Genomic DNA, 22,163 nt, shown 5'->3' on the forward strand with positions numbered 1-22,163 from the left:
CGCCCGCCGGTCACTGCCCCCTTTTCGGTTCCCGACCGAGGCCCCCGGGCACCAGCCCTTCGGCGATTCTTCCTACGGGCGCCCCAGGTAGGCGGAGAGCTTCCGCTCCAGGGCGTGCTTGGGCGCGGCGCCGACCCACGACCCCTTGGGCTCGCCGTCGGCGTAGACGACGAAGGCGGGGACGGCGTTGATCCCGTGCCGAGCCGCCAGCTCGGGCTCCTCTTCGATGTCGACCTTGACCACGTCCAGTGCGTCCGCGTGCTCGGCGGCCAGCTCCTCCACGATCGGGGTGACCATGCGGCACGGCTGGCACCACAGGGCCCAGAACTGGATCAGGACGGGCCGCTTCGCCTGGAGCACGCGGGCGGGGAACGTCTGCTCGGTGACGCTGTCTACGGGGGTTGCGGACATGCTGTAGACCTCCTTGTTGAGTGTGCGGGGCTGCGTTCTCGCCGTCATGGCGTGGTGGGGGGGCGGGGCTCAGGCCCGGTGTCCGTCGAGGGAGACGGCGTGGGCGATCGGTCGCAAGGAGGCCGGGGACTCGGCCTCCGCTGTGCGGTAGTCCTCGACGTCCCGCGTGACCTCCTCGTCGACGAGATCGTGATCGATGGCGATCGCGGCCACCGATCCCATGCCCGCCGCGGTGATCACCTGGGCCCGCGGATCGGCGACGTTGCCCACCGCCCACAGCCCGGGGACGCTGGTCCGGCCCGAGGGGTCGGTGGTCACCCAGCCGTTCTCGTCCCGCGCGCAGCCCAGGTCGGTCAGCAGGGCGTCTTGGGGCCGCATGTGGGGGAAGACGAACACCGCGCTGCGGGGTACGACGCTGCCCTGGGCCAGCTCGACTCCGCGCAGCCGGTCCTCGTCCACCACCAGCTGCTTGATCACACCGTCGATGACGCGGACTCCGCGGGCGGCCAGTTGCTCGCGCTCGCCGTCGGTCAGTTCCATGGTGTGCGGGAAGAAGACGATGTCGGCCGACCACTTCTGCAGCAGCAGCGCCTGGGACACCGCGCGCGGGTGGGTGCCCAGAACTCCGATCGGCTCGCCGCGGACCTCGTAGCCGTGGCAGTACGGGCAGTGCAGCAGGTCCCTGCCCCACCGCTCGCGCACCCCGGGGATCTCGGGGAGTTCGTCGCGCAGCCCGGTGGCCACCACGACCCGCCGTGCCGGGAGCGCCGGGCCGCCGGCCAGGTGCACGAGGAAGCCTGGCTCGATGTGGTCGACCCGGCCCTCGATCACGTCTACGCCGTACCCGGCCACTTCGGCCCGGCCCACCTCCAGCAGGGCCGCCGGAGGCATGCCGTCCCGGGACAGGAAACCGTGCATGTGCGCGGCCGGGGCGTTGCGTGGGGTGCCTGCGTCCACCACCGCCACCCGGCGGCGGGCCCGGCCCAGCACCAGGGCGGCGCTCAAGCCGGCCGCGCCGGCACCGACCACCACCACGTCGTACACCGAATCGTTCATTGCCGCGTTCTTCGCATCGCTCATCGCGACCACCTCCGCCCGCAGCCTGCAATCACCACCCCACGAAGGGCAACTTTTGTTGCTGTTTCCGGGAAGCATGCGGTGGAATGAGGGGATGGAGCGCCCATCCGCGATCGCCGCCGCCCTCGCCGAGGTCGGCCCCCGCCTCAAACGCCTGCGCAACGAGCGCGGCGTCACCCTGGCCGCGCTGTCCGAGGCCACGGGCATCTCCAAGAGCACCCTGTCCCGGCTGGAGACCGGCGAGCGCCGCCCCAGTCTGGAACTCCTGCTCCCGATCTCCCAGGCTCACCAGGTGCCGCTGGACGAACTGGTCGGTGCGCCCGAAGTCGGCGATCCCCGGGTCCGCCTCACGCCCAAGCACGTGAACGGCAACGTGATTCTGCCTCTGACCCGGCAGCCCGGCCCGCTGCAGGCCTTCAAAATGGTCCTTCCAGCGACCAGGGCCACGCCGGAGCCGTGTACACACGAGGGCTACGAGTGGATGTACGTCCTGTCCGGACGCCTGCGGCTGGTTCTGGCCGATCACGACCTGGTTCTGGATCCGGGCGAGGTCGCCGAGTTCGACACCCGGCTGCCGCACTGGTTCGGCAGCACCGGTCAGGGGCCTGTCGAGATCCTCAGCCTCTTGGGGCGCCAGGGCGAGCGCATGCACGTACGCGCCCGGCCCGGTCCTCGTGACAAGCCCGCCCACTGACGGTACGACCGCGTCAAGGTCATGTCTGTGACGCCGCCGGGGGCGTCACAGACTCGATCTGGAAGCGCTTATATCGAGACCATGCTCACCGGTATCCGGATGCCGCGGATGAACGTGATCATGGAGGCGTGGGTGCAGTCGTGCCGCCGCGAGCTTCTCGACCGCTGCCTGCTCTGGAGCGAACGGGTGCCTGACCGGCCACTCAACCTGAGGATCCCGGCCGCGTGTCCCACTCGAGCGCTTCACGCCTGAGCCGATGAGCCAGGTTCTCCGTCCCTGAGGCGGAGCCGTAGCCAGGTGATGAGGCGGGTGCCGGGGTCGGTGAGGTCGAGCCCGTTGCCGGCGAGCCTGCGGATCCGGTAGCGGAGCGTGTTGGGGTGCACGCGGAGCCGCTGGGCGGCGGCGCGGACGTCTCCATGACATTCGATCCACGCCAGCGCGGACTCCTCAGCGTCCCGCAGCGCCGGATCCACCTCGTGCAGGAGCAGGTCGGGATGATCGTCGAGCAGCGAGCGCAGCTCGATGAGTGCCGCCGCCGCGCGGACCTCGTCGATCGTGGCGACGGCCGTACCCGAAGCCCTGAGCACGGCCAGGGCCAGATCGGCCTGACGGCGGGAACGCGGTAGATCGTCCGCGCCCACCCGGCCGCCGACGCTCGCCACCAGGCGGCGCCGCAGGCCGAGCCGCCGGGTGAGGTCGGATGCGACCTCCCGCAGCGCCGCGAGGTCCTGCGCGGGCATCAGGCAGTAGACGGTGTCGCCGCGCAGCACGCACGCGGTCGACCGCCGGTAGGCGTCGAGGTAGGTGGCGACGGCGTCGAGGAGGTGCTCACCGAGCGGGACGTCTCCGGCGACCAGCTCGGCCACGGCCAGGACCGCGATCCCCGCGCCCGGATCGAGACCGAGGCGATGGCAGGCCGTACGCGGATCCCTGCCGTCCAGCGCCTGTCCGACCAGCTCGCCGCGGCGCTCGCGATCGACGGTCCGAGCCCTCCGCGCCCGCAGCAGATGCGCGGCCGCCAGCCGGGCGAACTCCTCCACGAGCACCAGCTTGTCCTCGGAAAGCCGCTCGTCCCCCTCCAGGACCCACAGCATGCCGAGGGGCTCGGGTCCGCCGCGGATGCCCGCGCCGATCCGCCAGATCCGGTGCCCGTCATCGTCGTACGGCGGGCCGGTGTGGAAGCGCAGCGCGCGGTGGCTGGTCAGCAGCAGTCGCCGTGTCTCCTGGGGCGCGTTCCTCGCGGGCACGGTCCTGCTCAGGATGACGTCCCGCTGCAGATCGTCGTTGGTCTGGCCGGGTATGGCGGAGTAGGCGAGCAGCCGCCACTGCGTGTCCACTATCCCCGCCGGCCGGTCGAGCGTCTCGGCGATCGCGTTCACCAGTGCGTTCAGGTCACCGGCCGGGACGCTGCCGAGGTCGCGGCTCGCCGCCGCGACCAGGCTGTCGCCCGGCAGGACCGCGTCCTCCAGCAGCGTGTGCAGATGGCTCCAGGACATCGCGACCCGCAGCGCGATCAGGGCCACACCCGCCTCGGCCGCCGCCTCCACCAGCGACGCGGCACCCACCGCGTCGGATCTCAGGACGGCCGCCGCCGCGCCGGCCAGCCGGCGGATCGTCTGAGCCGCGCCGGGTGTCTCGGGAGTCAGGCCGACGAGCAGCACCATGGCGCCCGGCTTGGGCGGCGCGGCGCTCAGCGGATCGTGGATCGCGGGCCCGGAGATCGGAACATCTACTCCGTGTGGTGCGGCGACGACCGTCACATAGTCGGCTCCGATCCGCTCGATCACCTGCGCGAGCGACGGCTCGAGGTATTCGACCTGGTTCATCCGTGCAGTATCGGCCAAGGGCACCGGTGATTCTTCGTCCGATCAGCCAAGGAATCGCGTCCGCTCTTCACCCAGGGTTGGCGCATGAAGAATTCCTGGGGCTCGGTCCGACTCCACCGCGACGCGTACGGCGTGCCGCTGGTCGACGGGACCTCCGAGCCCGCCGCCTATTTCGGGCTCGGATACGCACAGGCGCAGGACGACCTGCACGGTCTGCTCAGGCAGTACCTGCTGGTGCGCGGCGAGTTCGGCGACGCGGCGCGGGACGCCAACCAGCGGCGCTGGCAGGTGCTGGAGGAAGCCCGCCGCGGCTTCGACTCCCTCCCGGAGGACCTGCGCGCCTGCTATGAGGCGTTCGTCGCCGGGATCGGCGCGTGGATGGACGAGCATCCCGAGGATGTCCCCGCGTGGGCGCCGCCCCTGGAGCCCGCCCTGCCGATCGGCGTCAACCGCACGGTCATGCTGTACTGGATCATCACCGACGCGGTCGAGGCGCTGCGCGCGTCCGGTGTCACCCCAACCGGTGTGACCTCCGAGCTGGAAGGCGGCCTGGTCCCTCCAGGCTCGAACGCCTGGGTGATCCGGCCGTGGCGCACGGCGACCGGCGAGACGTTCCTGGTCAGCGACCCGCACCTCCCGTTCGGCGGGACCTTCGGCATGTATGAGGCGGTCATCAGGGCAGGGGACCTGCACTACTCCGGGTTCGGCTTCATCGGCGCCATGCTGCCCCCGCTGGCCCACAACCGCACCTGCGCGTGGGGTCTGACCACCGGCGGACCGCGCGTCTCCGACGCCTACCGGATCGCCGTGGACGGAGACGTCTATCTGTACGACGGCGAGACCAGGAAGGTCCTTGAGCACGACGGCCACGAATACGTCGTCCACAACGGCGTGATCGCGCCCGTGCTGGCGAGGGACGACGACGTGATCTATGTGGTGTGCACGCCGTACATGGGCCTGGCGGGGGAGACCGAGCGGCAGATCATGGCCATGGTGCGCGCCCGCGACGTCACCGAGCTGCGCGCGGCCTTCGAGGCCCGCGCGTTCCCACCGCAGAACGTGCTGGCCGCCGACTCCTCCGGCGACTGCTTCTACCTACGCACCGGGCGGGTCCCGATCAGGCCGGCCTGCGACGGGGGAGTGCTCGACGGGAACACCTCCGCCACCGCGTGGCTCGGCATCCGCCCGGCCGGCGACCTGGTGGGGACCACCAATCCGGCGTCCGGATATCTCCAGAACTGCAACACCGCCCCCGACACCGTCGCCCCCGATCCGGCGCTCGCGGCCGACCGCTGGCATCCGGACGCGTTCAACGACGAGCCGGGCCGCACCACCAGCCGGGGACGGCGCAGCGTGGAGCTGCTGTCCCGGGCCTTCTCCGTCGATGTCACGGAGGTGACCGCGTGGGCGGTCGAGGACCTCTGGCCGGACACCCCCATGTGGCAGGCGAAGCTCCTGAGCGCCTCATCCAGGGAGCCGGACCGGATCCACGGCTGGCCTGAGGGGCATCGGCGGCTCCTGCACCGGTTGCTCGCCTTCGACGGCCATGCCTCACCTGAGTCGGCGGACGCGACGGCCTGGCTCTCCTGGCGCGCGCAGATCTCCTCGGACGACCTCCTGGACGCCGTGGAACGGGCCGCGGAGGCCGCCCCCCGTGGGACGTATGGGGAGGAGCATCAACTCCTTCCCGGTGTGCCGGGCCGCGCCGGCGCGCTGGAGCTCGAGGTGCCCCTGCGGGCGACGTACTACGCGCAGGGCATGGCCTTCGCCGGAGGTCCCTGCCTGCGGATCGTCGCGCTGGGCGGGAACGGCATGCGGTCGTGGAGCGTGTCGATGCCCGGCCAGGCCGCGCTGTACAGCCGGGGCGAGGTCAAGCCGATCACCTTCGACCCGTCATGAGGCTGTATCCCGTCATCGCGATCGGCATGCTGGCGATCACCGACGCGTTCGTGAACCAGGCCCTCGGCGTGCTCGCGCCGGACATCACCGGGTCGCTCGGCGTCTCCACCGGCGCGCTCACCTCCTTGCTCGCGATCCAGCTCATCGCCGTCGGCGTCGCTCCTTTCGCCATGTCGGCGCTGGTCAGAGGGCGTCCGATCCGGGCCGCGGTCTCCATCGGCACCGGGTTCGTGTGGAGCATCGCGACCTTCGCGATCGCGTTCGTCCACGACATCTGGACACTGGGCGCCCTGCTCCTGGTCAGCGGCCTGGCGAACGGCAGCCAGATCGCGCTGCACTCGCCGTTGCTCGCCGACATCTATCCGCCCGCCGTGCGCGGCCGGGTTCTTGCCCTGTACGGCACGGCGATGCCCGCCGGCGCGATCCTGAGCCCGCTTACGGTGTCGGCGCTGGCCGGGTGGCTCGACCTGGACTGGCGGGCGGTCTACGCCGTGCTCGGGGTCCTGTCCCTGCTCGGCTGCCTGTCGGCCTCGCGGCTGAGAGACCCCGGGATCGGGCGATACGACGACGTGGCTAGCGCTCGGGGCCTGTTGCGTTCGAGGACGCTGCGCCGCGTCTTCGCCGCCTTCGTCGCGTACGGCATGCTTCTCGTCCCGGCCGCGACGTTCCTGTCGGTGCACCTCAAGGAACGCTGGGGTCTGGACACCGACGCGCGCGGCCTGTTCTCGGCGTGCTGCTCCGCGATGGCCATCGTCGTGCTGACCACGCTCGGGCGACGGCTGGACTCGGTCTTCCAGTCCGATCCGAGGAGGGTGCCAGCCGTCGTCGCCTGGGTCTTGGCCGGCTCGGCCGTGGCCTTCGCCGCGGGCGCGACGGCGCCGGCCCTGCCGCTGTCGCTGACCGCGTTCCTTGTCGGCCTGACGCTGACCCCCTTGATCGTTCCGATGATCACGCTGATCATGATCTCGGTGACCGCCCCGAGCGGGCGGAGCTACACGGCCAGCCTGTTCGGCATCGGCCTGGCGGTCGGCGGGCTGCTCGGAGCCGGGCTCCTCAGCACCGTGGAGAAGGCGTACGGCACGGCGGGAGCGGTCGCCGCGGTCGCCCTGCCCGGTCTGGTCGCCGGGCTCATCATCGCGTCGACCGCCCGTACCATCCAAACCGACCTGATTCCCGTCCGGGAGGAGATCCTCAATGTCTAGCGTCTTCGGCGATCCGGGATACGCGCGCCTGCCGGACGGGCGACGTCTGCACTACGTCAGCCAGGGGGAGGGGCGGCCCGCCGTCGTCCTGGAGTCGGGGCTTGGGGCGACCCGCACCGAGTGGGGTCTCGTCATGCCCGCGATCGCCGAGCGCACCCGGGTCGTCGCCTACGACCGGGCCGGGCTCGGCCGCAGCGACCACGATCCGCACCGGCGCCACCTGGACCGCATGGTGGAGGACCTGGGACACCTTCTCGATCACCTGGGCGAGGACCGGTACATCCTGGCCGGGCACAGCCTGGGCGGGCCGATCATCCGTGCGTACGCGTCCGCGCATCCGGAACGGGTGGCCGGGCTCGTCCTGATCGACCAGGCCGCGGAGGACCTGGACTTCTATTACAAGCGGAGCATGCGCGCCGTGGCGATGGGCACCCAGTCCGTCATGGCCGGGCTCGCCACGCTCGGCGTCAAGGTCGTCCCGGCCGAGGTCCGCCGCATCCTCGCGCTGTTTCCGCCGGACATGCGCGCCGAGGCACTGGCCGAGATGACCCGCCCGTCCGAGATCCGCGCCACCCGGGCCGAGTACGCCGCTCTCGCCGAGGGCTTCGCCCGCCTGCGATCCTCGACGGTCGCGCTGCCGCCGGTGCCCATCACGGCCATCAGCGGCGCGCTCACCCCCAGCAAGGTGGAGAAGCAGGTTCGCCCCCAGCTCATCGCCAGCCACCGGCGGCTCGTCGAAGCGCAGCCCCATGGCCGTCACGTCCTGGCCGAGCGGTCCGGGCACATGGTCCCCCAGGACGAGCCCGACCTGGTCATCGCCGAGATCCTCCGGCTCATCACCCGACCTGCCAGCTGATGTCCGGGCCGGTGTTGGCGGTGTCGGCTCTGCCCCTGCCGAAAATTCCATCCATACAGTTCAAGCGGCATGTAAGTACTCGTGGAGGACTCCGCGGAGCCGGTCTCGTCGGCGTATGTGGCGTATGTTCAGATCGGCGATTCGCTCTGGATCGATGATCGGATCAGGGACGGTACGCAGCGGGGCGGCTTGGGCCAGTGCTTGACGGGCGCGGTGCCGGTTGTGGAACCGTTCGCACTCGCGCAGGGCGTGCCGCAGGTGGCGTCAGCGCAAGCGAATCCCTTTGATCTCAACTCCGTACAGGCCCTCTAGCGGTGTCCAAGAAGCGGGCGCCTGGTCCGGGAGCGCGGTAGACGGCTTCCGGTGGTAGATGGGTGTGCCCCGCGGCGCATTCGAGAACGACTTTCACCGGCTCCTCGCAGGTGGTGTCATCGTCGGCGGGTCGGTGCCGGACGATGACCGACGGCCCCTGCGGGTCCGCGAGGTACTTGTCGCCCCATTCCAGCAGGGCAACCAGCGTGGGCCGCAGGTCCTGGCCCTGCTCGGTGAGGTGGTATTCGAAGCGCTGCCGGTCGCCGGGTTCCTGGTAGGGGACACGTCGCATCACTCCGGCTGCCACGAGGGTGTCGAGCCGGGTGGCCAGAAGGTTGCTCGCCATGCCGAGGCGGGCCCGGAACTCCCCGAATCGGCGTGCGCCGTCCAGCGCCTCGCGCACGATCAGCAGCGACCAGCGTTCACCTACCACCGCGAGGGCGCGGGCCACCGAACAGTTCACCGGGTCGATCCGCTGTGTCTCCACGGGCCGATCGTACCCGCCTGGATTGACAATCTCCACTCAGCCTCCGTAGGCTCCCAGATACTGAGTTGAGAAAATAAACCCAGGAGGCGCCATGCCCATGCTCGACGTGTACATCCCCGACGGTGCGCTCCAGCCCGACGCTGAGGCAGCGCTGCTGAACCGAATCACCGAGATCCTGATCCGCTACGAGGGATTCGACCCCGCCGACCCGGTGACCCGCTCCGTCTCCTGGGTCTTCCTACACCGGCCGGCCGCCGTCTACGTCGGTGGATCGCCCGCGGACGCGCCGCGCTACAAGGTCGTCCCGTCTGTCCCAGAGGGGCAGCTCGACGAGAAGACGCGGGCGGGCGTCATCGCCGACGTCACCGAGGCGATCCTGGACGCCGAGAACGGTGCCTGGCCGCGCGATGCTGGCCGGATCTGGGTGTTCCCCACCGAGATCCCTGAGGGCCACTGGGGCGGGTACGGGCAGGTCAGGCCGCTCGCGACGATCCTCGGCCGACTCACCGACCACGACACCGAGCGGGCCCGCGCGCTCGCCGCCCAGCGCATCGCTGCCAGCCGAGCCGAACACACCCGCCTGCCGTAGTCAGTGTCCTCATGGGCACTCAGAGATGGCACGGCTCCCGACACTGCCGGCTTGTATGGACGTGCGAGCCGGCGCAGGAAGCGGAGGCCGGTGCGTCATTCCTTGGTCGTGCTGCCGGCCGTCACGATGCTGTCCGGCGCGGCTGCGCGAGAGCATCTCGGGGATCCGCTCTTCGCGGGCATGTCCCGGCCTGCCTGCCCGCAGGGGGGTGGGCGGCTCGCGCTAGCGCTTCAGCTTATCGATTTCCGCCATTACAGGTATTGGAGTTCTTGATGCGTGCGCTCCACACTGGAACCATGCCTCCCTTGATCAGCGCATAACCCCGCATCGAGTCTCTGGCATCCGAAGCCGATGCCGAGGCGTTCCGGCGGATCAACGAGGAGTGGATCAGCCGGCTCTTCACTCTCACGGACGACGATCGCAAGGTGCTGAAGGATCCCTTCGGGCAGATCGTCGCCCCGGGCGGCGATGTCCTCGTGGCCCGCATCGGGGGCGGAGTGGTTGTGGGATGCGTCGCGCTCGTCCCCTACCCGAACGAGGTCGTCGAACTGGCCAAGATGGGTGTGACCCCGCAGGCACAAGGGCAGGGCGTCGGGCGGAAGCTCGTTGCGGCAGCGGTGGCCCGGGCAACTGAGCTGGGCGCCCGGCGCGTCTTCCTCGGCACCAACTCACGACTCGCTCCGGCGATCCACCTGTACGAGGGGGCCGGATTCACCCGCATCACCCGCGAGCAACTGCCCGTGGCGGACTACTACGCGCGTGCCGACATCCTGATGGAGCTGCCCCTCCAGTGATTCTGCTGACAACTCTCTCGGGTGGATGGGATTCGTCGCCTCCCCACTTGGGCTTTGTGGCCAGCCGCACCTGTTGACCGTCTTCGCCCGCCCGTGGCGGATGCGGTGCGCGCGGTACTCCTCGCGGCCTGAGCGTTCAGACGGCCTGGCCGTAGCCGTCGGCTCCGGGCGGGTCTGGGTTGAGTGGAGGCAAGAAGTCGAACATCGGCTCGCCCCAGTTCTTGCCGTCTTCACACAGGGCGTGGTCTTCGACGAGCGGGACGGTGTCCGGCCCGAGGCCCTCCATGGGGTTGTAGGCGATCGCACGGTGCCCCGGCTGAGCCTGTTCCCTCCCCAGTGCCATGGCGGACCAAGGTACTGAGGGAGCGGCAGCCGGAGAGCTGACCCGTCTCATCGGCGGGGGCTGTCAGATCGAGGACGGTTCTTCCGTCGCCATTGGACGAGGCTCTCCCAGGCGGGTCTCGCTGTGGTGCAGCGGGGTGCCGTCAGGGCGCATGTAAGTCACCCGAGGCAGCGGTGCGCCGGTGCGAATGTCGAGCAGGGGGCGATAGACAGTGCCGTCGTCGATCAGGTGACGCTCGCCCCACTGGCGCAGGGCGACGATCAGATCGAAGAGTTCGATGCCCTTGTGGGTGAGCGCGTAGGCGCTGTAGCTCGTGCCGTCGGCGCCGGGTTCGGTGTGCAGGATGCCTGCCGCTACGAGGGAGGAAAGCCGGGCGCTGAGGATGTTCCTGGCGATACCCAGGCTGCGCTGGAACTGGCTGAATCGTCGGATCCCGTTGAAGGCGTCGCGGAGGATCAGTAGTGTCCAGCGGTCGCCGACCAGGTCGGCCGCACTCATCACCGGGCAGGTCGGCGGCACCGGCGCGCCCGCGTGCTGCTCCCGCCTGTCGTCCGGGTCGGGCATCGGTGCCTCCGCTCACATGCTGCCGGGTCTGGTTTCGGCAAGACTACATCGGTCGCACAACGAAACCTGTTCGGTAGCAAAACAAGACCACTTTGGTTGCTTATTGAAACTGATGCTGTCTATTCTCTCCACAACGGTCCGCCGTGACCGTCCAGCCACAGCTGGGCCGCACCATGCAGGGGCGTGCCCTGTCTGGGCTGACCAGACCTGCGGCATGCCCTGCCGCCCCTCGCCACCTCTCGACCCTCCGAGGAGACCCGCATCCGATGATCGCGGCGCACGAGACATTCGACGGCACCTTCCCCTACGCCCCGCACTTCAGCTCCGCCCCCGGCTTCCGCATGCACTACGCCGACGAGGGCGCTGGGCCGGTTCTGCTGTGCCTGCACGGTGAGCCCACCTGGGGTTACCTCTTCCGGCGACTCGTCGCCGGGCTTTCCGGCTCCTACCGGCTGGTGGTCCCGGACCACATGGGCTTCGGGAAGAGCGAAACCCCGCGCGACCGGACGTACTGGCTCCAGGACCACATCGACAACCTGGAGGCATTCGTCCTGGACCTGGGGCTACGCGAGATCACCCTGGTCATGCACGACTTCGGAGGGCCGGTCGGCATGGGCCTGCTGGCCCGGCGCCCCGAACTGGTCAGCCGCGTCGTCGCCCTCAACGCCCCCACCCCCTTCGGGCAGTCCGCACTGCCGCAGGTGCTGGCCGCGAACGCCGCGGCTTCCCCCTGGTTCACCTGGATTGCCCGCGCGCAGGCCGACGGCACCCTGGACGACGTACTCGGCGCGCTCGGCTACAACGTACTGAGCACCCTGAAGCTCAACGGCTTCCAGGACAACACCGTGATCACCCCGGCCTGGATCCGGGCATACGCGACCGCCTTCCCAACCCGGGAAGAATCCCTCGGTGCGCTCGGCTGGGCCAAGGGCTTCGCGCTCGGCGCGCACCGCTTCGAATCGCCGTCACCCCACGCCAAGGAGGCGGCGACACGGCTTCCCGCCCTGGCTGTCTGGGGCATGCAGGACCGGACCCTGCGCGCCGAACACTTCCTGCCGCTCTTCCACGCCGCGTTCCCCAACGGCCTGGTCAGCGAACTCCCGGCCGCCGGCCACTACAGCCCGGAAGACGCTCCCGAGGCCGTGCTCGCGCTGGTGCGGCTGTTCTTGGACGCGACGGCGTCAGAGAGCCGGCGCACGGGAACGAGTGACATCACGGCCTGAGAAGCCATTGCTTTTTCGATCTTGAGCGGTGTCCGCCGAACGGGAGTCCCGATCGGGTGATCGCGGCCAGTGCCCGGCATGAGAACAGGGCCTCCTGGTAGCTCGAGGGTGGCTATGCCGACTCGCGCCAGGAGGCCCTGTTGTCGCAGTTGTAGGCCACCCCGGAGGTGGAGTCCGCTTCGGCCGCTCTCGCGTGTGACTGTCTGTCTCACCGGTTCGGAAACGCCGCCGACGATGGGGTGCGTGAGCGCCGGTATCCGTCGGGCATGATGGACCGGGAATGGGCCGCGGCCCGGCCACTGCTGCCGGTGCCGGGCTGACTGCGCGGCCGGGGCGGGCAGCCACAGGCGTACTGCCACCGGCAGATGCTTGGTCGACACGCTCGGCCTGCTGCTGGGCGTGACGATCATGAGCGCGGATGTCGGCGACCGCACCGCCGCCCAGGTCTTGCTGACGCGAGTGGCTGGCGCGCCCACCGCCTCGCCCTCATCTAGGCTGACGGCGGCTACACGGGCAATCTCGTCGAGTACTTCCTGGTCGCTCTCGCGCTGGTCCTGGCGATCGTCAAGCGCAGCGACGACACGCGGCTTCGTGGTGCTGCCCAAACGGTGGATCGTCGAGCGCTTCTTCGCCCACCTGATGAGCACCCGCCGCCTGGCACGCGACTGCGAGCGGCGCACCACCAGCGCCGAGGCGATGGCCTACTGGTCGATGACGCTGCTCATGACCCGCCGCCTGGCCGGACACGCCCTTCGCGAGCGTGAACCGGCCCGGCGCCACCTCGGCCATCCAGCCGCGGGCCACCAGGCATTTGGCCTTCGACCGCAGTGCCTCCACCTGCGCCGGCACCACCTCCATGCCGAACGCTGCGGCCATCTCCTGGCAGGTCAGCGGCTCCTGGCCCGGCCGGGACCGGTCCGCCAGGACCTGCAGGCTGGTAGTCCACCGACAGCGCCGACCAGGCCGGCCCTTCACGCTACACCGGCACCTGCGACTTCGGCTTCGCCGCATCCCCAGGCGCCGAGCGCGTTCGCATCTCACGGCTCCGGGTGACCTCTATGTCGTCGGTGGTGCCTCCGTCCGGAGCCGGCACCGTATCGACCCGCCTGCGGGCGATCGCCCACTCCTGCCATTTCTGCTCGGCCTCGGCCAGCTCGGCCTGGATGCGGTCGGCCTCCTCTCGCAGCCCGCCGACTCCGCGACGAGCGGCGAGCTCGTGCTGTTCCAGCAGGTCGGCAACCGATGGCATTCGCGACCTGCCGGGGAGCGACGACACGGCAGGCCACCATTCCCGCGGAACCACCGCTCCTATCCCCGACCAGCGGAAGCGCGTCGATCACATCCGGAAAGACGACGGCTTCCTTTGGGCGCCGTCGATGCCTGAATTGAAGCGGTACCGGCCCCCAGATGGCCCCCTCGATCTCCTGCGGAGAGGGCGCCGCCAAGTCCGGGGCGGTGGGTGTAGCCGTCATCGCGTGCCGGCGAGCAGGCCGAGTTCCCTGAACCGGCGATAGCGGTCGACCCATTGGCCGGTGCAGGCGCGGGAGATGCCCATCTCGGCGGCAGCATGGGAGATCGGGCGGTTCCGGCAGCGCTCAGGGAGTCGGCGCCTCCCTCGACCGACAACGGGGCATTGGGGGAGCGGCACTGTCTTGCGGGAATCGGTGCGGGCGGCAGAGTGAGTCATGGTCGTTGGTGTGGGCGTTCATGCGGTCGGGTGCGCTCGCCTTGAGGTGAAGCCGTGCCTGCGGGCAATGATCACTACGAGCAACACCGGTGCGAGGAGCACGAGGACGGACCAGGGAAAGGATGCGGGGCCATGGGTGTCGAGGAGGATCGCGCCAACAACGCCGCCTGCGGCAATCGCTATGTTCCACAGGGTGACGAGCATGGCTTGGGCGGTGTCCGCGGCGGTGCCGGCCGCGTCGGCCAGAGCTGTTTGCAGGAGTGTGGGGGCACCGCCGAATCCCAGTCCCCATAGTGTCGCCGCGGCGTAGACCGCGGCAGCGTTGTAGGCCAGCACCGCCAGGACGGTGGCTGACACGGCGAACAAGAGGGTGCTGGCGATGGTGAGGGTGCGCAGCCGCCGGTCGATGTGGGCGCCCACCACCCAGATGCCCACCACCGATGCCAGGCCGAAGACGAGCAGCAGCAGGTCGACGGAATTGGCCATGCCGAGCCGGTCGAGGAATGTGGCGATGTAGGTGTAGAGGATGTTGTGGGCCAGGACGAAGACCAGGGTGACGAACAGGACCGGTGCCACCCCGGGAAGGCGGAGGGTCTGCATGATCGGGGCCCGGCCGCCGCGAGGCTGCCCGGGATAGTCCGGGACCGTCAGACTGATCCACGCGATCAGGACAAGGGCCAGCACAGTCATCGACCAGAATGTGACTCGCCAGCCAAGTGCTTGACCAAGGAGAGTACCTGCGGGCACTCCGAGCGAGAGTGCGATCGGCGAGCCCGCCATCGCGATCGCCGTCGCCTTGCCTTGGAGTGGGTCGGCCACCATGCGCCGGGCGTAGCCGGTCAGCATCGCCCAGACCAGACCGGCGGCCACCCCGGCGACGAATCGAGCGGCCATCGTCAGCGGATAGTGCACCGAGACAGCTGTGACGGTGTTGGCGAGGGCGAACCCCGCCATGGCGGTCAGCAGGAGCCGCTTACGCCGCCATCCGGAGGTGGCCGCGGACAAGGGGACCGCCGCGACTGCGGAACCGATCGCGTAGATCGTCACCGACTGTCCCATCGCGGATTCGCTGACCCGCAGGTCGGTGCTCATCGCAGGCAGTACTCCAGCAGGCAGCGCCTCGGTCAAGATGGTGATGAATGCGGCGGCGGCCAGTGCACCCAGGGGCAGCAGCGGAATCCCCTGGTCCTTGGTTCTGGCCGGGGAGTCGGGCAGCCGCATGGTGTTGATTCGCATGGTGGGTATGCTCAGACCTTCACATTAATGTGAAGGTCAAGCGGGCGCGAGGTGCTGTCCGGGCAGTGGGACCAGACGCTGGGGGAACGGCTGCTGGCTCCACTCGGGCTGGAGCACACGATGCGACTGCGGTCCTTTCCGTCGGCGCCGAGACAGCACGAACTCGCCCACTCCAAATGAAGGCGGAAATGCCCACCGGTCCATTCCGGTCCGGGGTGGCCGCCCCTCTGCCGACGGCCCCGTTCAGTGCCTCATTAGCTGACTGCGCTCATGTTCAATGGACCGAGAGTTCGTGCCAAGATCGAGCCCTGAGCATCGAAGCGAACACACACGGTCACCGACACCGCTTCGAAAACTCGCGACAGGGGCCTTAAGGACACCAGGGGGGGATCGTAAGGGACGCCCGGCAGTGTGGGTCTCGTCGTAAGCGATCCACGAACCCCTGTGAGAGAAGCCATGACGAAGACCGCCGAGTTCGAGATCTTCCGTGAATTCGCCGCCGGCGCGAGCAGGTGTACGCCGTCTGGACCCGGCCGGAGCGCTTCGCCCGCTGGTTCGGCCCCGCTTCTTCACCACCGCGGCCCCTCTGCGGAAGGACCAGGGCACACCCGCTACCCGACCCAGGTGATGTCCGCCACCCTCACCACGTACGCGGAGTCCACCGGCACGTAGGTGATGAAGCCTCGCCTCTGCCCGAAGTCCGCCCGCCGTACCGGCGGGTCGTCGGCAGCCAGTCATGGATCAGCTCCTCCACGCGCAGGCAGGCCACCTGAGCATAGAGGAGGGTGGTATGAGGAAGACATGCCAGGGCCGCAGCGGGCACGGCCTCGCGAGAGGGGGCGTGGCCGCGATCCTGCTGCTCGGCTCTTGGGCAATGAGCGGCCTGGGCGCCACGGCCACCGCCGACAGCGCCCAGGCCCTGGCTCCGGAGACCGGACGGAATGATGCTTCCGACCTGCGGAAACGTTTGGTGCGTGCCGGTGTCTGTACGTCTCTCGTACGTGATCAAGCCGCGGAGTCAGGCCGTCCGGCGCGGTAACCCCTACAGGTGCCGCCCCCACCAGTCGAGGATGGCGTCGAAGCGGGCCACCCGATGGCTGGGAAGCCCTGAGCGGGACAACTCATGCCCCTCCCCCGGGAACAGCAGCAGCTCCGTCTCCACCCCCCGCAACCGAAGCTTGACGAACAACCGCTGCGCCTGCTCCACCGGGCACCGCCAGTCGTGCTCCGAGTGGATGATCATAAAGGGATTGTCGATCTTGTCAGCGTGCGTGAGAGGGCTCTGCTCCACCCAGCGCGCCGGGTCTTCGCCGTACAGGTCGCGCGCGAACGACCACCCGATGTCACTACTCCCGTGGAAACTGTCGATCGCGTTGACCGCGCGCTCGCTGATCGCCGCCTTGAACCGGTCGCCGTGGTGAGCAGCCATCCACGTGGTCATGAAGCCGCCGTGCGAGCCGCCGAGCACTCCGGCGCGGGAGGCGTCCAGGCCGCCGGTGGCCAGGGCGGCGTCGAACAGCGCCAGCAGGTCGAGGGCCGACAGGCGGCCGACGTCGCCGAAGATGTGCCGGCCGTGCGCCTGGCCGTAGCCGGAGGAGCCGCGAGGGTTGCCCATGACGACCGCGTAACCGGCCGAGGCGTAGATCTGGGCCTCGTCGAAGACGTGCCAGCCGTACTGCGCGAAGGGGCCACCGTGGATCATGAGGAGCACGGGGTGCGGCCCCTCGCCGGCAGGACGGACGATCCAGCCGTGCACGGGGTAGCCGTCCGGGGCCGTGCCGGTGACCTCCTCGACGGGGAGTACGTCGAGGCCGGGGCCGAAGGAGGTGAGGGTGATCTCCTTGTCCTGGCGGAGGGCAACCAGCTCGCCGGGAGTACGGGCGTCGGCGACGGCCACGACGGTGACGTCGGCGGCGTGGGCGACGGCGTCGACCTCGCGGGGACCGTTGATCAGGACGGTGGGTTCCGCGCCCGCGTACGGCACGTGCAGCAGGTCCTTGGCGCCCCGGTTCTCCACGGTGACGAGCACGCCGTCGGCGGTGAGGACGTACGGGGCGACGGGGAGGTGGAAGCGTTCCTCGTCGGTGAGGCGGCGGGCCGCGCCGCCGGCGAGCGGCACCAGCCAGAGCCCGAAGTTCTTGGCGACCAGGTGGCGGCCTTCGGGGCCGGCGCCGGCCCCGAGGAAGCACAGGGCGTCGCCGTCCGGGGTGAAGCGCGGTGCGGCCACCGCCAGGTCGGTGGCGGTCACGCGGCGCAGGTCCGAACCGTCGGGGGCGCTCACCCACACGTCGTTGGTGAGCGTGCTGCCGCGCTCGTCATGGCGGGCGGCCACGAACGCCAGCAGCGCGCCGTCCGGGCTCCAGGTGACGCCGTCGTGGTCGAAGTCGCCCTCGGTGATCTGCGTGGCTGAGGGCTCCTCGGCGAAGGGGTCGACGACGAAGACGTGAGCGCGCCGGTCGAGGAAGAAGCCCAGGTTGTCCCGCCGGTACTTGAAGCCGGTGATGCGGCGCGGCCGTTCCTTCTCCGGCTTGTTCTCGCCGTACCGGCCCTCCTCGGGCACGCGCGCGACGAAGGCCAGCCGCCGCGAGTCGGGGCTCCACACCGGCTCGCTGACGCCGAGCGGCTCGTCGGTCACCTTCCGCGGCTCGCCGCCGCCGGTGGGCATAACGTAGAGCTGCGGCTTGGCGCCGTCGCCGCCGCGGACGAAGGCCAGCCAGGCGCCGTCGGGGGAGTATGCGGGCTCTCCGTCGCGCGGACCTCTCGTCAGCCGGCGCGGCTCAGCGGAGCCGTCCGTCGGGACCAGCCAGAGGCCGCCGCGGTACTCGTCGGCCTCGAGATCGGGCCGGGTCACGGCGACGATCGCATACTTCCCGTCGGGCGAGATCGTCGGCGCGCCGAGAGCATGCAAAAGGGAGATATCCGCAGGTTTCATGCTTGAGACCCTAGCCGTAGTGCTTCAGGCGGCGATCCTGGTCGCCACCCAGGTGATCGAGCAATCTCTTGATCTTGATTTCGACACTGTGGCTGAGCGCGTCATTTGGCTCGTTCTCTGTTGCCACCTCCGCCTGTTTTCGCGAGGCAGGCGGACCTCAACTCTTGACGGCCTCCGCAATCTGCAGGGCCGCCTGGGCGGGCGTGAGGTGCGTGGTGTCGACGACCTCGGCCTCGTCGTGTAGCCACGTGCGGGCCGCCTCGGCGTAGGGCTCAAGGTATTCGAGACGGAATGAGGAGGGGCCAAGAACAGTGTCCCCTTCGATGCGCCCGCGGAGGGTGTCTTGGTCAGCGTGAAGGACGAAGTGTCGTACTGGAATGGCAAGTTGGGCGAGGCCCGTGCTGATCTCGCGCCAGTACTGCTCGACCAGGACAGTCATGGGGATCACCAGAGTGCCGCCGATGTAGTCGAGTACGTGGCGGGCGGTCTCGACGACGAGCGGCCGCCACGGCGGCCAGTGCTGGAAGTTGCCCGTCCAGGGCAGCCCCGGCGTGATGTCCATGAGTGTCTCGCCGACCTTCTCGGCATCGAACACCCGTGAATTGGGGATCAGCGGCTGCACGAGTGCACTGGTCGTCGTCTTGCCTGCGCCGTGAGTGCCGTTGAGCCATACGATCACGGGACCCAACACTAGCGCTGCGCGGGTCGGCGGAACGCATGGTGGCCGACGCCGCCGTCGACCGTCGACCGTCGACGACGAGCAGAGGGCTAGAACCATCACGACCGGACATCAGGTCCCCACTGGTAATCAAGTTTGCGTTGCAGCGCGTTGAGCTCCTCGGTTGCGACCTCCGTTGGCACGTACAGCGCCGCCAGATCTAACGGCCTCTCGGATTCGATCTCCTCGCACAGCCGCCGTCCGAACTGGTCACAGCCGGGCTGTCGTCGTCAGGGTGACGGCGGTCAGCGCGGTGAGCAGGGCCCAGGCGGGGGCGAAACTTCCGGTCAGGTCCGTGAGCAGGCCGAGCACGGGGGGCGCCAGGATGACCGCCACCTGGTTGACGGCCATGGCCAGGCCGAGGGCGAATCCGGTATGGTCCGGCGGCGCCGATTCGGCGGCGTAGGCGACCCAGGGGCCGTACCAGCCGATTCCGAAGAAGCCGAGCCAGATGAAGACCAGGCAGGCCGCGACGGGGGAGCGGCCGATGGGGGTCGTCAACACGGTCGTCCCGATGATCACGGCGGCCAGGCATGTCAAGACGCAGGCGTAGCGGCCGGATCTGTGGCGGTCGCTCCAGGCCGCTAGGCAGATACGGCCCAGCGCGCCCGCGCACTGGACCGCGACGTAGACCAAAGCCGCCGAGGCGGAGGCCATGGACGTCACCTCGTGCAGGTATAGCACGGTGAGGACGCCCACGCCGCTGTGCACCGACACCATACTCGTACCGGACAAGATGATCTTCTTCATGTACGGTCCGCGGAGCAGTTCCAGCCGCACGCGGGACGTGGTCGGCATTGGGCGTTGGTCCGGTGGGCGGTGGTAGAAGGCCATGAAGACGACGGCGCCTGACAGTGCGACGAGCGCGCCGGCCACGAGCGTCGACCGCCAGCCGAAGGCCGTTGCCAGTGAGGGCAGTGCGAAGGCAGCGAGGACGCCCCCGAGCGGGAGCCCCGCCTGGCGGATACCCATGGCCAAGCCACGCTGCCGGGTGTCGAACCAGGACGCCACCGATTTACTGCCGCCCGGCTGAATGGTGCTGTACCCCGCACCGACAATCAGCAGGACGACGAGTAAGGAGACATACCCCGGGGCCGCGCTTCCAGCGGCCAGCGCGACGGCGACCACAAGAGCACCGATCCCGACGACCCAGCGTTCGTCGTGGCGGTCCAGCACTCGTCCCGCCACGAGTAGTCCGGCCAGAGGAAGGAGCTGAGCCGCCGACAGCAGCAAGCCCAGTTGGGTCGTGTTCAGCCCCAGGTCTCGTTGCAGATGGACACCCATCGCGCCGATGCCCTGCACGAAAAACGCGGCCGCGGCCTGAGTGAAAGTCGCGACCCCCAGAATGACCCAGCGGTATTGCGATGTCTTCACGGCTTCCAGCACAACAACGGATCGGGGTGGTCGGAGAAGCCGAGCTGCCGGTAGAGCGGTTCCGCCTCGCGGGAGGCGGTGAGGTCGACCCGTACGGCGTTGCGGTCGCGGAACCAATCGAGCAGGCCGAGCATGATCGCCCGGCCGTGCCCGCGCCGCCGGTACGACGGGTCGGTGACCATGCCGATGACGTGGCCGATCCTCCCGTTGCGGGAGTGGGGGCCGGGGAACCACTGTTCGATCGTGCCGATGCCGCAGGCGGCCAGGCCAGTGTCGCCGTCCACGACCAGGATCCGGCAGTCGGGTTCGGTCAGCTTCTGCTGGAAAATCCGTGCGAGTGTGTCGTGCCAGTCGTCACCGGCGTTCGCGGGGTTGAAGAAGTCGCCGCCGAGGTCGTCGAAGAGCAGTGCCCGGAGGCGGACGAGTTCCGGAATGTCGTTTTCTGTTGCTGTTCGCGTCATGACGTACAGGCTGATGTAATGAGCTTGTGCGCCTCAACCCTTACGGCGCGGACGTGGTGAACTTCGCCGCGGAACTGGCGAACCGCCCGCCGGTGAGCGCCGATGAACTCGCGGACCGCTGCCGCACGGCCGGCCTGGTGCTGGAACGCCCCGTCGAACCGTCGGATCTCGACCAGACCCTCGCTGTCATCGACGCCTGGACGAAGGTTGTCGATGCCACGGACGAGCATGCGAAGGCCGAGTTGATCAACGAGATGCTGGCCCGGTCGGCCGCCTACCCCCGGCTGACCGACCACGCCCATGGTTGGCACCTCCACTATCGCGACGACCTGCAGCCGCTCGGCGCGGTGCTGTTCGCGCTGATCTCCGTGGGCACGGCGATGCACCTCGTCAGCCGGGGCATGGACCGGCTCGGACGGTGTGCTGCCGCCGGTTGCGAGGCGATCTTCGCGGACACCTCACGCACCGCAAGGCAGCGTTACTGCTCCCAGCCGTGCGCCAACCGGGACGCGGTACGCCGCCACCGCGCCCGTCAGTCCACGTCCCCCATCTGACTTGCCGGCAGGCGACGGTAGCTGGAGATCCGCGCTGCAGCAGGTGGATAGCTCGGAAGGCGGCTGGCTGAAGCCGAACGTTCTCCGAGATCAGGGACAATCTCCACGGTCCAACCAGAGTTCCTTTGTGACCGGTGCCGCGTCGTCGCAAGGCGGCTGGCTGAAGCCGAACGTTCTCCGAGGTCAGGGACAATCTCCACGGTCCAACCAGAGTTCCTTTGTGACCGGTGCCGCGTCGTCGCAAGGCGGCTGGGCGCCTGCCGGAGCACAGTTCTGCCCGGCGAGCCTGTCAGCAGTCGGGCGACATGCCGTAGATGGCTCTGACCCAGATGTCGCCCAGAGTCTTTTTCGCCGTCTCGGGCGGCACCGAGGCGGGTCCGCGCCCGAAGCACTCCGACAGGTAGCGTTCTGTCATCCAGACGAGCGCCCGCGCGGTTTCCGTCCCATCGGCCACGGTGCTCGCTCCGCTCGCGATATCGGCTTTGATGCGCTCGCCGGTGATCGCGATAAACCGGTTCGCAAGCGCGTGGTACATGGCGTCGACCTCGGGATCCTGCGCGGCGGCCGCCGCCAGCGCGCGCATGAGGGACCCATTCCGCACCCAGATGTCGACTAGGCCGCCGAGGTCCTCACGCAGTCGCGGAATCACTTGGCCGGCGCTTTCCTGCGCCCAGTCCTGCCCGAGGGCGGTCATCTCGGCGCCGAGTTCCTCCAGCAGCGCCAGCAGAAGCTGCTGCCTGTCGTCGAAATGGCGGTAAAAGATGGTCCGGGATCGGCCCGCCGCCGCCATCACCATGTCGATCGACAGGTCCGCGAACGGGACCTCGGCGAGCAGCGACCTCGCGGAGTTGAGGATGTCCGCCCGGACGTCCCACCGGCGGGCCCGTGCCCGTGCCTGGACGGTCGGCCTGGAAACCACGGCGG

At 69.3% G+C, this 22,163-nt stretch carries 24 protein-coding genes and 1 pseudogene; 9 read left to right on the forward strand and 16 right to left on the reverse strand.

Annotation, left to right across the window (positions count from 1 at the left end):
- Positions 1 to 72: 72 nt before the first annotated feature.
- Together trxA and AWQ68_RS36715 are read right to left on the reverse strand one after the other, a co-directional pair.
- Entirely contained in the window at positions 73 to 411 is a 339-nt protein-coding gene (trxA, locus tag AWQ68_RS36710; protein ID WP_066950244.1) for a thioredoxin, read from the reverse strand.
- 69 nt (positions 412 to 480) lie between these two features.
- Positions 481 to 1,491, reverse strand: a complete 1,011-nt coding sequence (locus AWQ68_RS36715) for an NAD(P)/FAD-dependent oxidoreductase (protein ID WP_084464820.1) — start codon at positions 1,489 to 1,491, stop codon at positions 481 to 483.
- 91 nt (positions 1,492 to 1,582) lie between these two features.
- On the opposite strand from AWQ68_RS36715, the gene AWQ68_RS36720 reads away from it, so the two are divergent.
- On the forward strand, positions 1,583 to 2,182 hold the full coding sequence (locus AWQ68_RS36720) for a helix-turn-helix domain-containing protein (RefSeq protein WP_066950247.1): 600 nt from the start codon (positions 1,583 to 1,585) through the stop codon (positions 2,180 to 2,182).
- 242 nt (positions 2,183 to 2,424) lie between these two features.
- On the opposite strand, the gene AWQ68_RS36725 is transcribed toward AWQ68_RS36720, so the two are convergent.
- Positions 2,425 to 4,008, reverse strand: a complete 1,584-nt coding sequence (locus AWQ68_RS36725) for a PucR family transcriptional regulator (RefSeq protein ID WP_066950250.1) — start codon at positions 4,006 to 4,008, stop codon at positions 2,425 to 2,427.
- Between the two features lie 84 nt (positions 4,009 to 4,092).
- Between AWQ68_RS36725 and AWQ68_RS36730 the strand changes: the two genes are divergently transcribed.
- From AWQ68_RS36730 to AWQ68_RS36740, 3 genes are read left to right on the forward strand one after another with little or no spacing between them, the layout of a single operon-like run.
- On the forward strand, positions 4,093 to 5,907 hold the full coding sequence (locus AWQ68_RS36730; RefSeq protein ID WP_066950253.1) for a penicillin acylase family protein: 1,815 nt from the start codon (positions 4,093 to 4,095) through the stop codon (positions 5,905 to 5,907).
- Entirely contained in the window at positions 5,904 to 7,109 is a 1,206-nt protein-coding gene (locus tag AWQ68_RS36735; protein WP_066950256.1) for an MFS transporter, read from the forward strand. The genes AWQ68_RS36730 and AWQ68_RS36735 overlap by 4 nt, the downstream gene beginning before the upstream one ends.
- A complete protein-coding gene (locus AWQ68_RS36740) occupies positions 7,102 to 7,965 on the forward strand; it encodes an alpha/beta fold hydrolase (protein WP_066950259.1) in 864 nt (287 codons plus the stop codon). Before AWQ68_RS36735 ends, AWQ68_RS36740 begins: the two co-directional genes overlap by 8 nt.
- Positions 7,966 to 8,254: 289 nt before the next feature.
- On the opposite strand, the gene AWQ68_RS36750 is transcribed toward AWQ68_RS36740, so the two are convergent.
- Positions 8,255 to 8,764, reverse strand: a complete 510-nt coding sequence (locus tag AWQ68_RS36750; RefSeq protein ID WP_066950267.1) for a winged helix-turn-helix transcriptional regulator — start codon at positions 8,762 to 8,764, stop codon at positions 8,255 to 8,257.
- 91 nt (positions 8,765 to 8,855) lie between these two features.
- On the opposite strand from AWQ68_RS36750, the gene AWQ68_RS36755 reads away from it, so the two are divergent.
- Together AWQ68_RS36755 and AWQ68_RS36760 are read left to right on the forward strand one after the other, a co-directional pair.
- Positions 8,856 to 9,353, forward strand: coding sequence for a hypothetical protein (locus AWQ68_RS36755; protein ID WP_066950270.1), 498 nt, complete (start codon positions 8,856 to 8,858; stop codon positions 9,351 to 9,353).
- A 425-nt stretch (positions 9,354 to 9,778) separates the two neighbouring features.
- Positions 9,779 to 10,147, forward strand: coding sequence for a GNAT family N-acetyltransferase (locus tag AWQ68_RS36760; RefSeq protein ID WP_245656465.1), 369 nt, complete (start codon positions 9,779 to 9,781; stop codon positions 10,145 to 10,147).
- A 136-nt stretch (positions 10,148 to 10,283) separates the two neighbouring features.
- On the opposite strand, the gene AWQ68_RS43175 is transcribed toward AWQ68_RS36760, so the two are convergent.
- Together AWQ68_RS43175 and AWQ68_RS36765 are read right to left on the reverse strand one after the other, a co-directional pair.
- Positions 10,284 to 10,490 (reverse strand): hypothetical protein, encoded by a 207-nt coding sequence (locus tag AWQ68_RS43175; RefSeq protein ID WP_157546333.1) that lies wholly within the window; start codon positions 10,488 to 10,490, stop codon positions 10,284 to 10,286.
- Between the two features lie 63 nt (positions 10,491 to 10,553).
- Positions 10,554 to 11,054, reverse strand: coding sequence for a winged helix-turn-helix transcriptional regulator (locus tag AWQ68_RS36765; protein ID WP_066950276.1), 501 nt, complete (start codon positions 11,052 to 11,054; stop codon positions 10,554 to 10,556).
- A 266-nt stretch (positions 11,055 to 11,320) separates the two neighbouring features.
- Between AWQ68_RS36765 and AWQ68_RS36770 the strand changes: the two genes are divergently transcribed.
- Positions 11,321 to 12,277, forward strand: a complete 957-nt coding sequence (locus tag AWQ68_RS36770) for an alpha/beta fold hydrolase (RefSeq protein ID WP_066950279.1) — start codon at positions 11,321 to 11,323, stop codon at positions 12,275 to 12,277.
- A gap of 564 nt (positions 12,278 to 12,841) precedes the next feature.
- Here the strand turns inward: AWQ68_RS36770 and AWQ68_RS45455 are convergent.
- The 5 genes and pseudogenes from AWQ68_RS45455 to AWQ68_RS36785 all read right to left on the reverse strand — a co-directional run bounded on the left by AWQ68_RS45455 (position 12,842) and on the right by AWQ68_RS36785 (position 18,132).
- The gene (locus AWQ68_RS45455; RefSeq protein ID WP_245656468.1) at positions 12,842 to 13,153 is read right to left on the reverse strand and encodes a hypothetical protein; all 312 of its coding nucleotides are present in this window, start codon (positions 13,151 to 13,153) and stop codon (positions 12,842 to 12,844) included.
- Between the two features lie 100 nt (positions 13,154 to 13,253).
- Positions 13,254 to 13,526, reverse strand: a complete 273-nt coding sequence (locus AWQ68_RS44510; protein WP_218007210.1) for a hypothetical protein — start codon at positions 13,524 to 13,526, stop codon at positions 13,254 to 13,256.
- A 234-nt stretch (positions 13,527 to 13,760) separates the two neighbouring features.
- Positions 13,761 to 13,939, reverse strand: a pseudogene (locus AWQ68_RS43180) (helix-turn-helix domain-containing protein); the annotation flags it as partial.
- 43 nt (positions 13,940 to 13,982) lie between these two features.
- Positions 13,983 to 15,200 (reverse strand): MFS transporter, encoded by a 1,218-nt coding sequence (locus tag AWQ68_RS36780; RefSeq protein WP_066950281.1) that lies wholly within the window; start codon positions 15,198 to 15,200, stop codon positions 13,983 to 13,985.
- A gap of 1,042 nt (positions 15,201 to 16,242) precedes the next feature.
- On the reverse strand, positions 16,243 to 18,132 hold the full coding sequence (locus AWQ68_RS36785) for a S9 family peptidase (protein ID WP_066950284.1): 1,890 nt from the start codon (positions 18,130 to 18,132) through the stop codon (positions 16,243 to 16,245).
- Between AWQ68_RS36785 and AWQ68_RS46315 the strand changes: the two genes are divergently transcribed.
- Complete coding sequence (locus AWQ68_RS46315; protein WP_373281573.1) at positions 18,131 to 18,376, forward strand: hypothetical protein; 246 nt, start codon at positions 18,131 to 18,133, stop codon at positions 18,374 to 18,376. The two genes, AWQ68_RS36785 and AWQ68_RS46315, sit on opposite strands and share 2 nt — an antisense overlap.
- Here the strand turns inward: AWQ68_RS46315 and AWQ68_RS36790 are convergent.
- From AWQ68_RS36790 to AWQ68_RS36800, 4 genes are all read right to left on the reverse strand, one after another.
- Positions 18,290 to 18,811, reverse strand: a complete 522-nt coding sequence (locus tag AWQ68_RS36790; RefSeq protein WP_066950287.1) for a P-loop NTPase family protein — start codon at positions 18,809 to 18,811, stop codon at positions 18,290 to 18,292. The genes AWQ68_RS46315 and AWQ68_RS36790 overlap by 87 nt on opposite strands.
- A 98-nt stretch (positions 18,812 to 18,909) precedes the next feature.
- Positions 18,910 to 19,044 (reverse strand): DUF5713 family protein, encoded by a 135-nt coding sequence (locus AWQ68_RS45860; RefSeq protein ID WP_281217834.1) that lies wholly within the window; start codon positions 19,042 to 19,044, stop codon positions 18,910 to 18,912.
- Between the two features lie 16 nt (positions 19,045 to 19,060).
- Positions 19,061 to 20,236, reverse strand: a complete 1,176-nt coding sequence (locus AWQ68_RS36795) for an MFS transporter (protein ID WP_066950290.1) — start codon at positions 20,234 to 20,236, stop codon at positions 19,061 to 19,063.
- A complete protein-coding gene (locus AWQ68_RS36800; RefSeq protein WP_066950293.1) occupies positions 20,221 to 20,685 on the reverse strand; it encodes a GNAT family N-acetyltransferase in 465 nt (154 codons plus the stop codon). Before AWQ68_RS36800 ends, AWQ68_RS36795 begins: the two co-directional genes overlap by 16 nt.
- 26 nt (positions 20,686 to 20,711) lie before the next feature.
- Between AWQ68_RS36800 and AWQ68_RS36805 the strand changes: the two genes are divergently transcribed.
- On the forward strand, positions 20,712 to 21,239 hold the full coding sequence (locus AWQ68_RS36805; RefSeq protein ID WP_066950296.1) for a CGNR zinc finger domain-containing protein: 528 nt from the start codon (positions 20,712 to 20,714) through the stop codon (positions 21,237 to 21,239).
- A gap of 289 nt (positions 21,240 to 21,528) precedes the next feature.
- On the opposite strand, the gene AWQ68_RS36810 is transcribed toward AWQ68_RS36805, so the two are convergent.
- A complete protein-coding gene (locus AWQ68_RS36810) occupies positions 21,529 to 22,158 on the reverse strand; it encodes a TetR/AcrR family transcriptional regulator (protein WP_066950299.1) in 630 nt (209 codons plus the stop codon).
- Between the last annotated feature and the right edge of the window lie 5 nt (positions 22,159 to 22,163).

Source organism: Microtetraspora fusca, assembly GCF_001570365.1.
Classification (GTDB): domain Bacteria; phylum Actinomycetota; class Actinomycetes; order Streptosporangiales; family Streptosporangiaceae; genus Microtetraspora; species Microtetraspora fusca.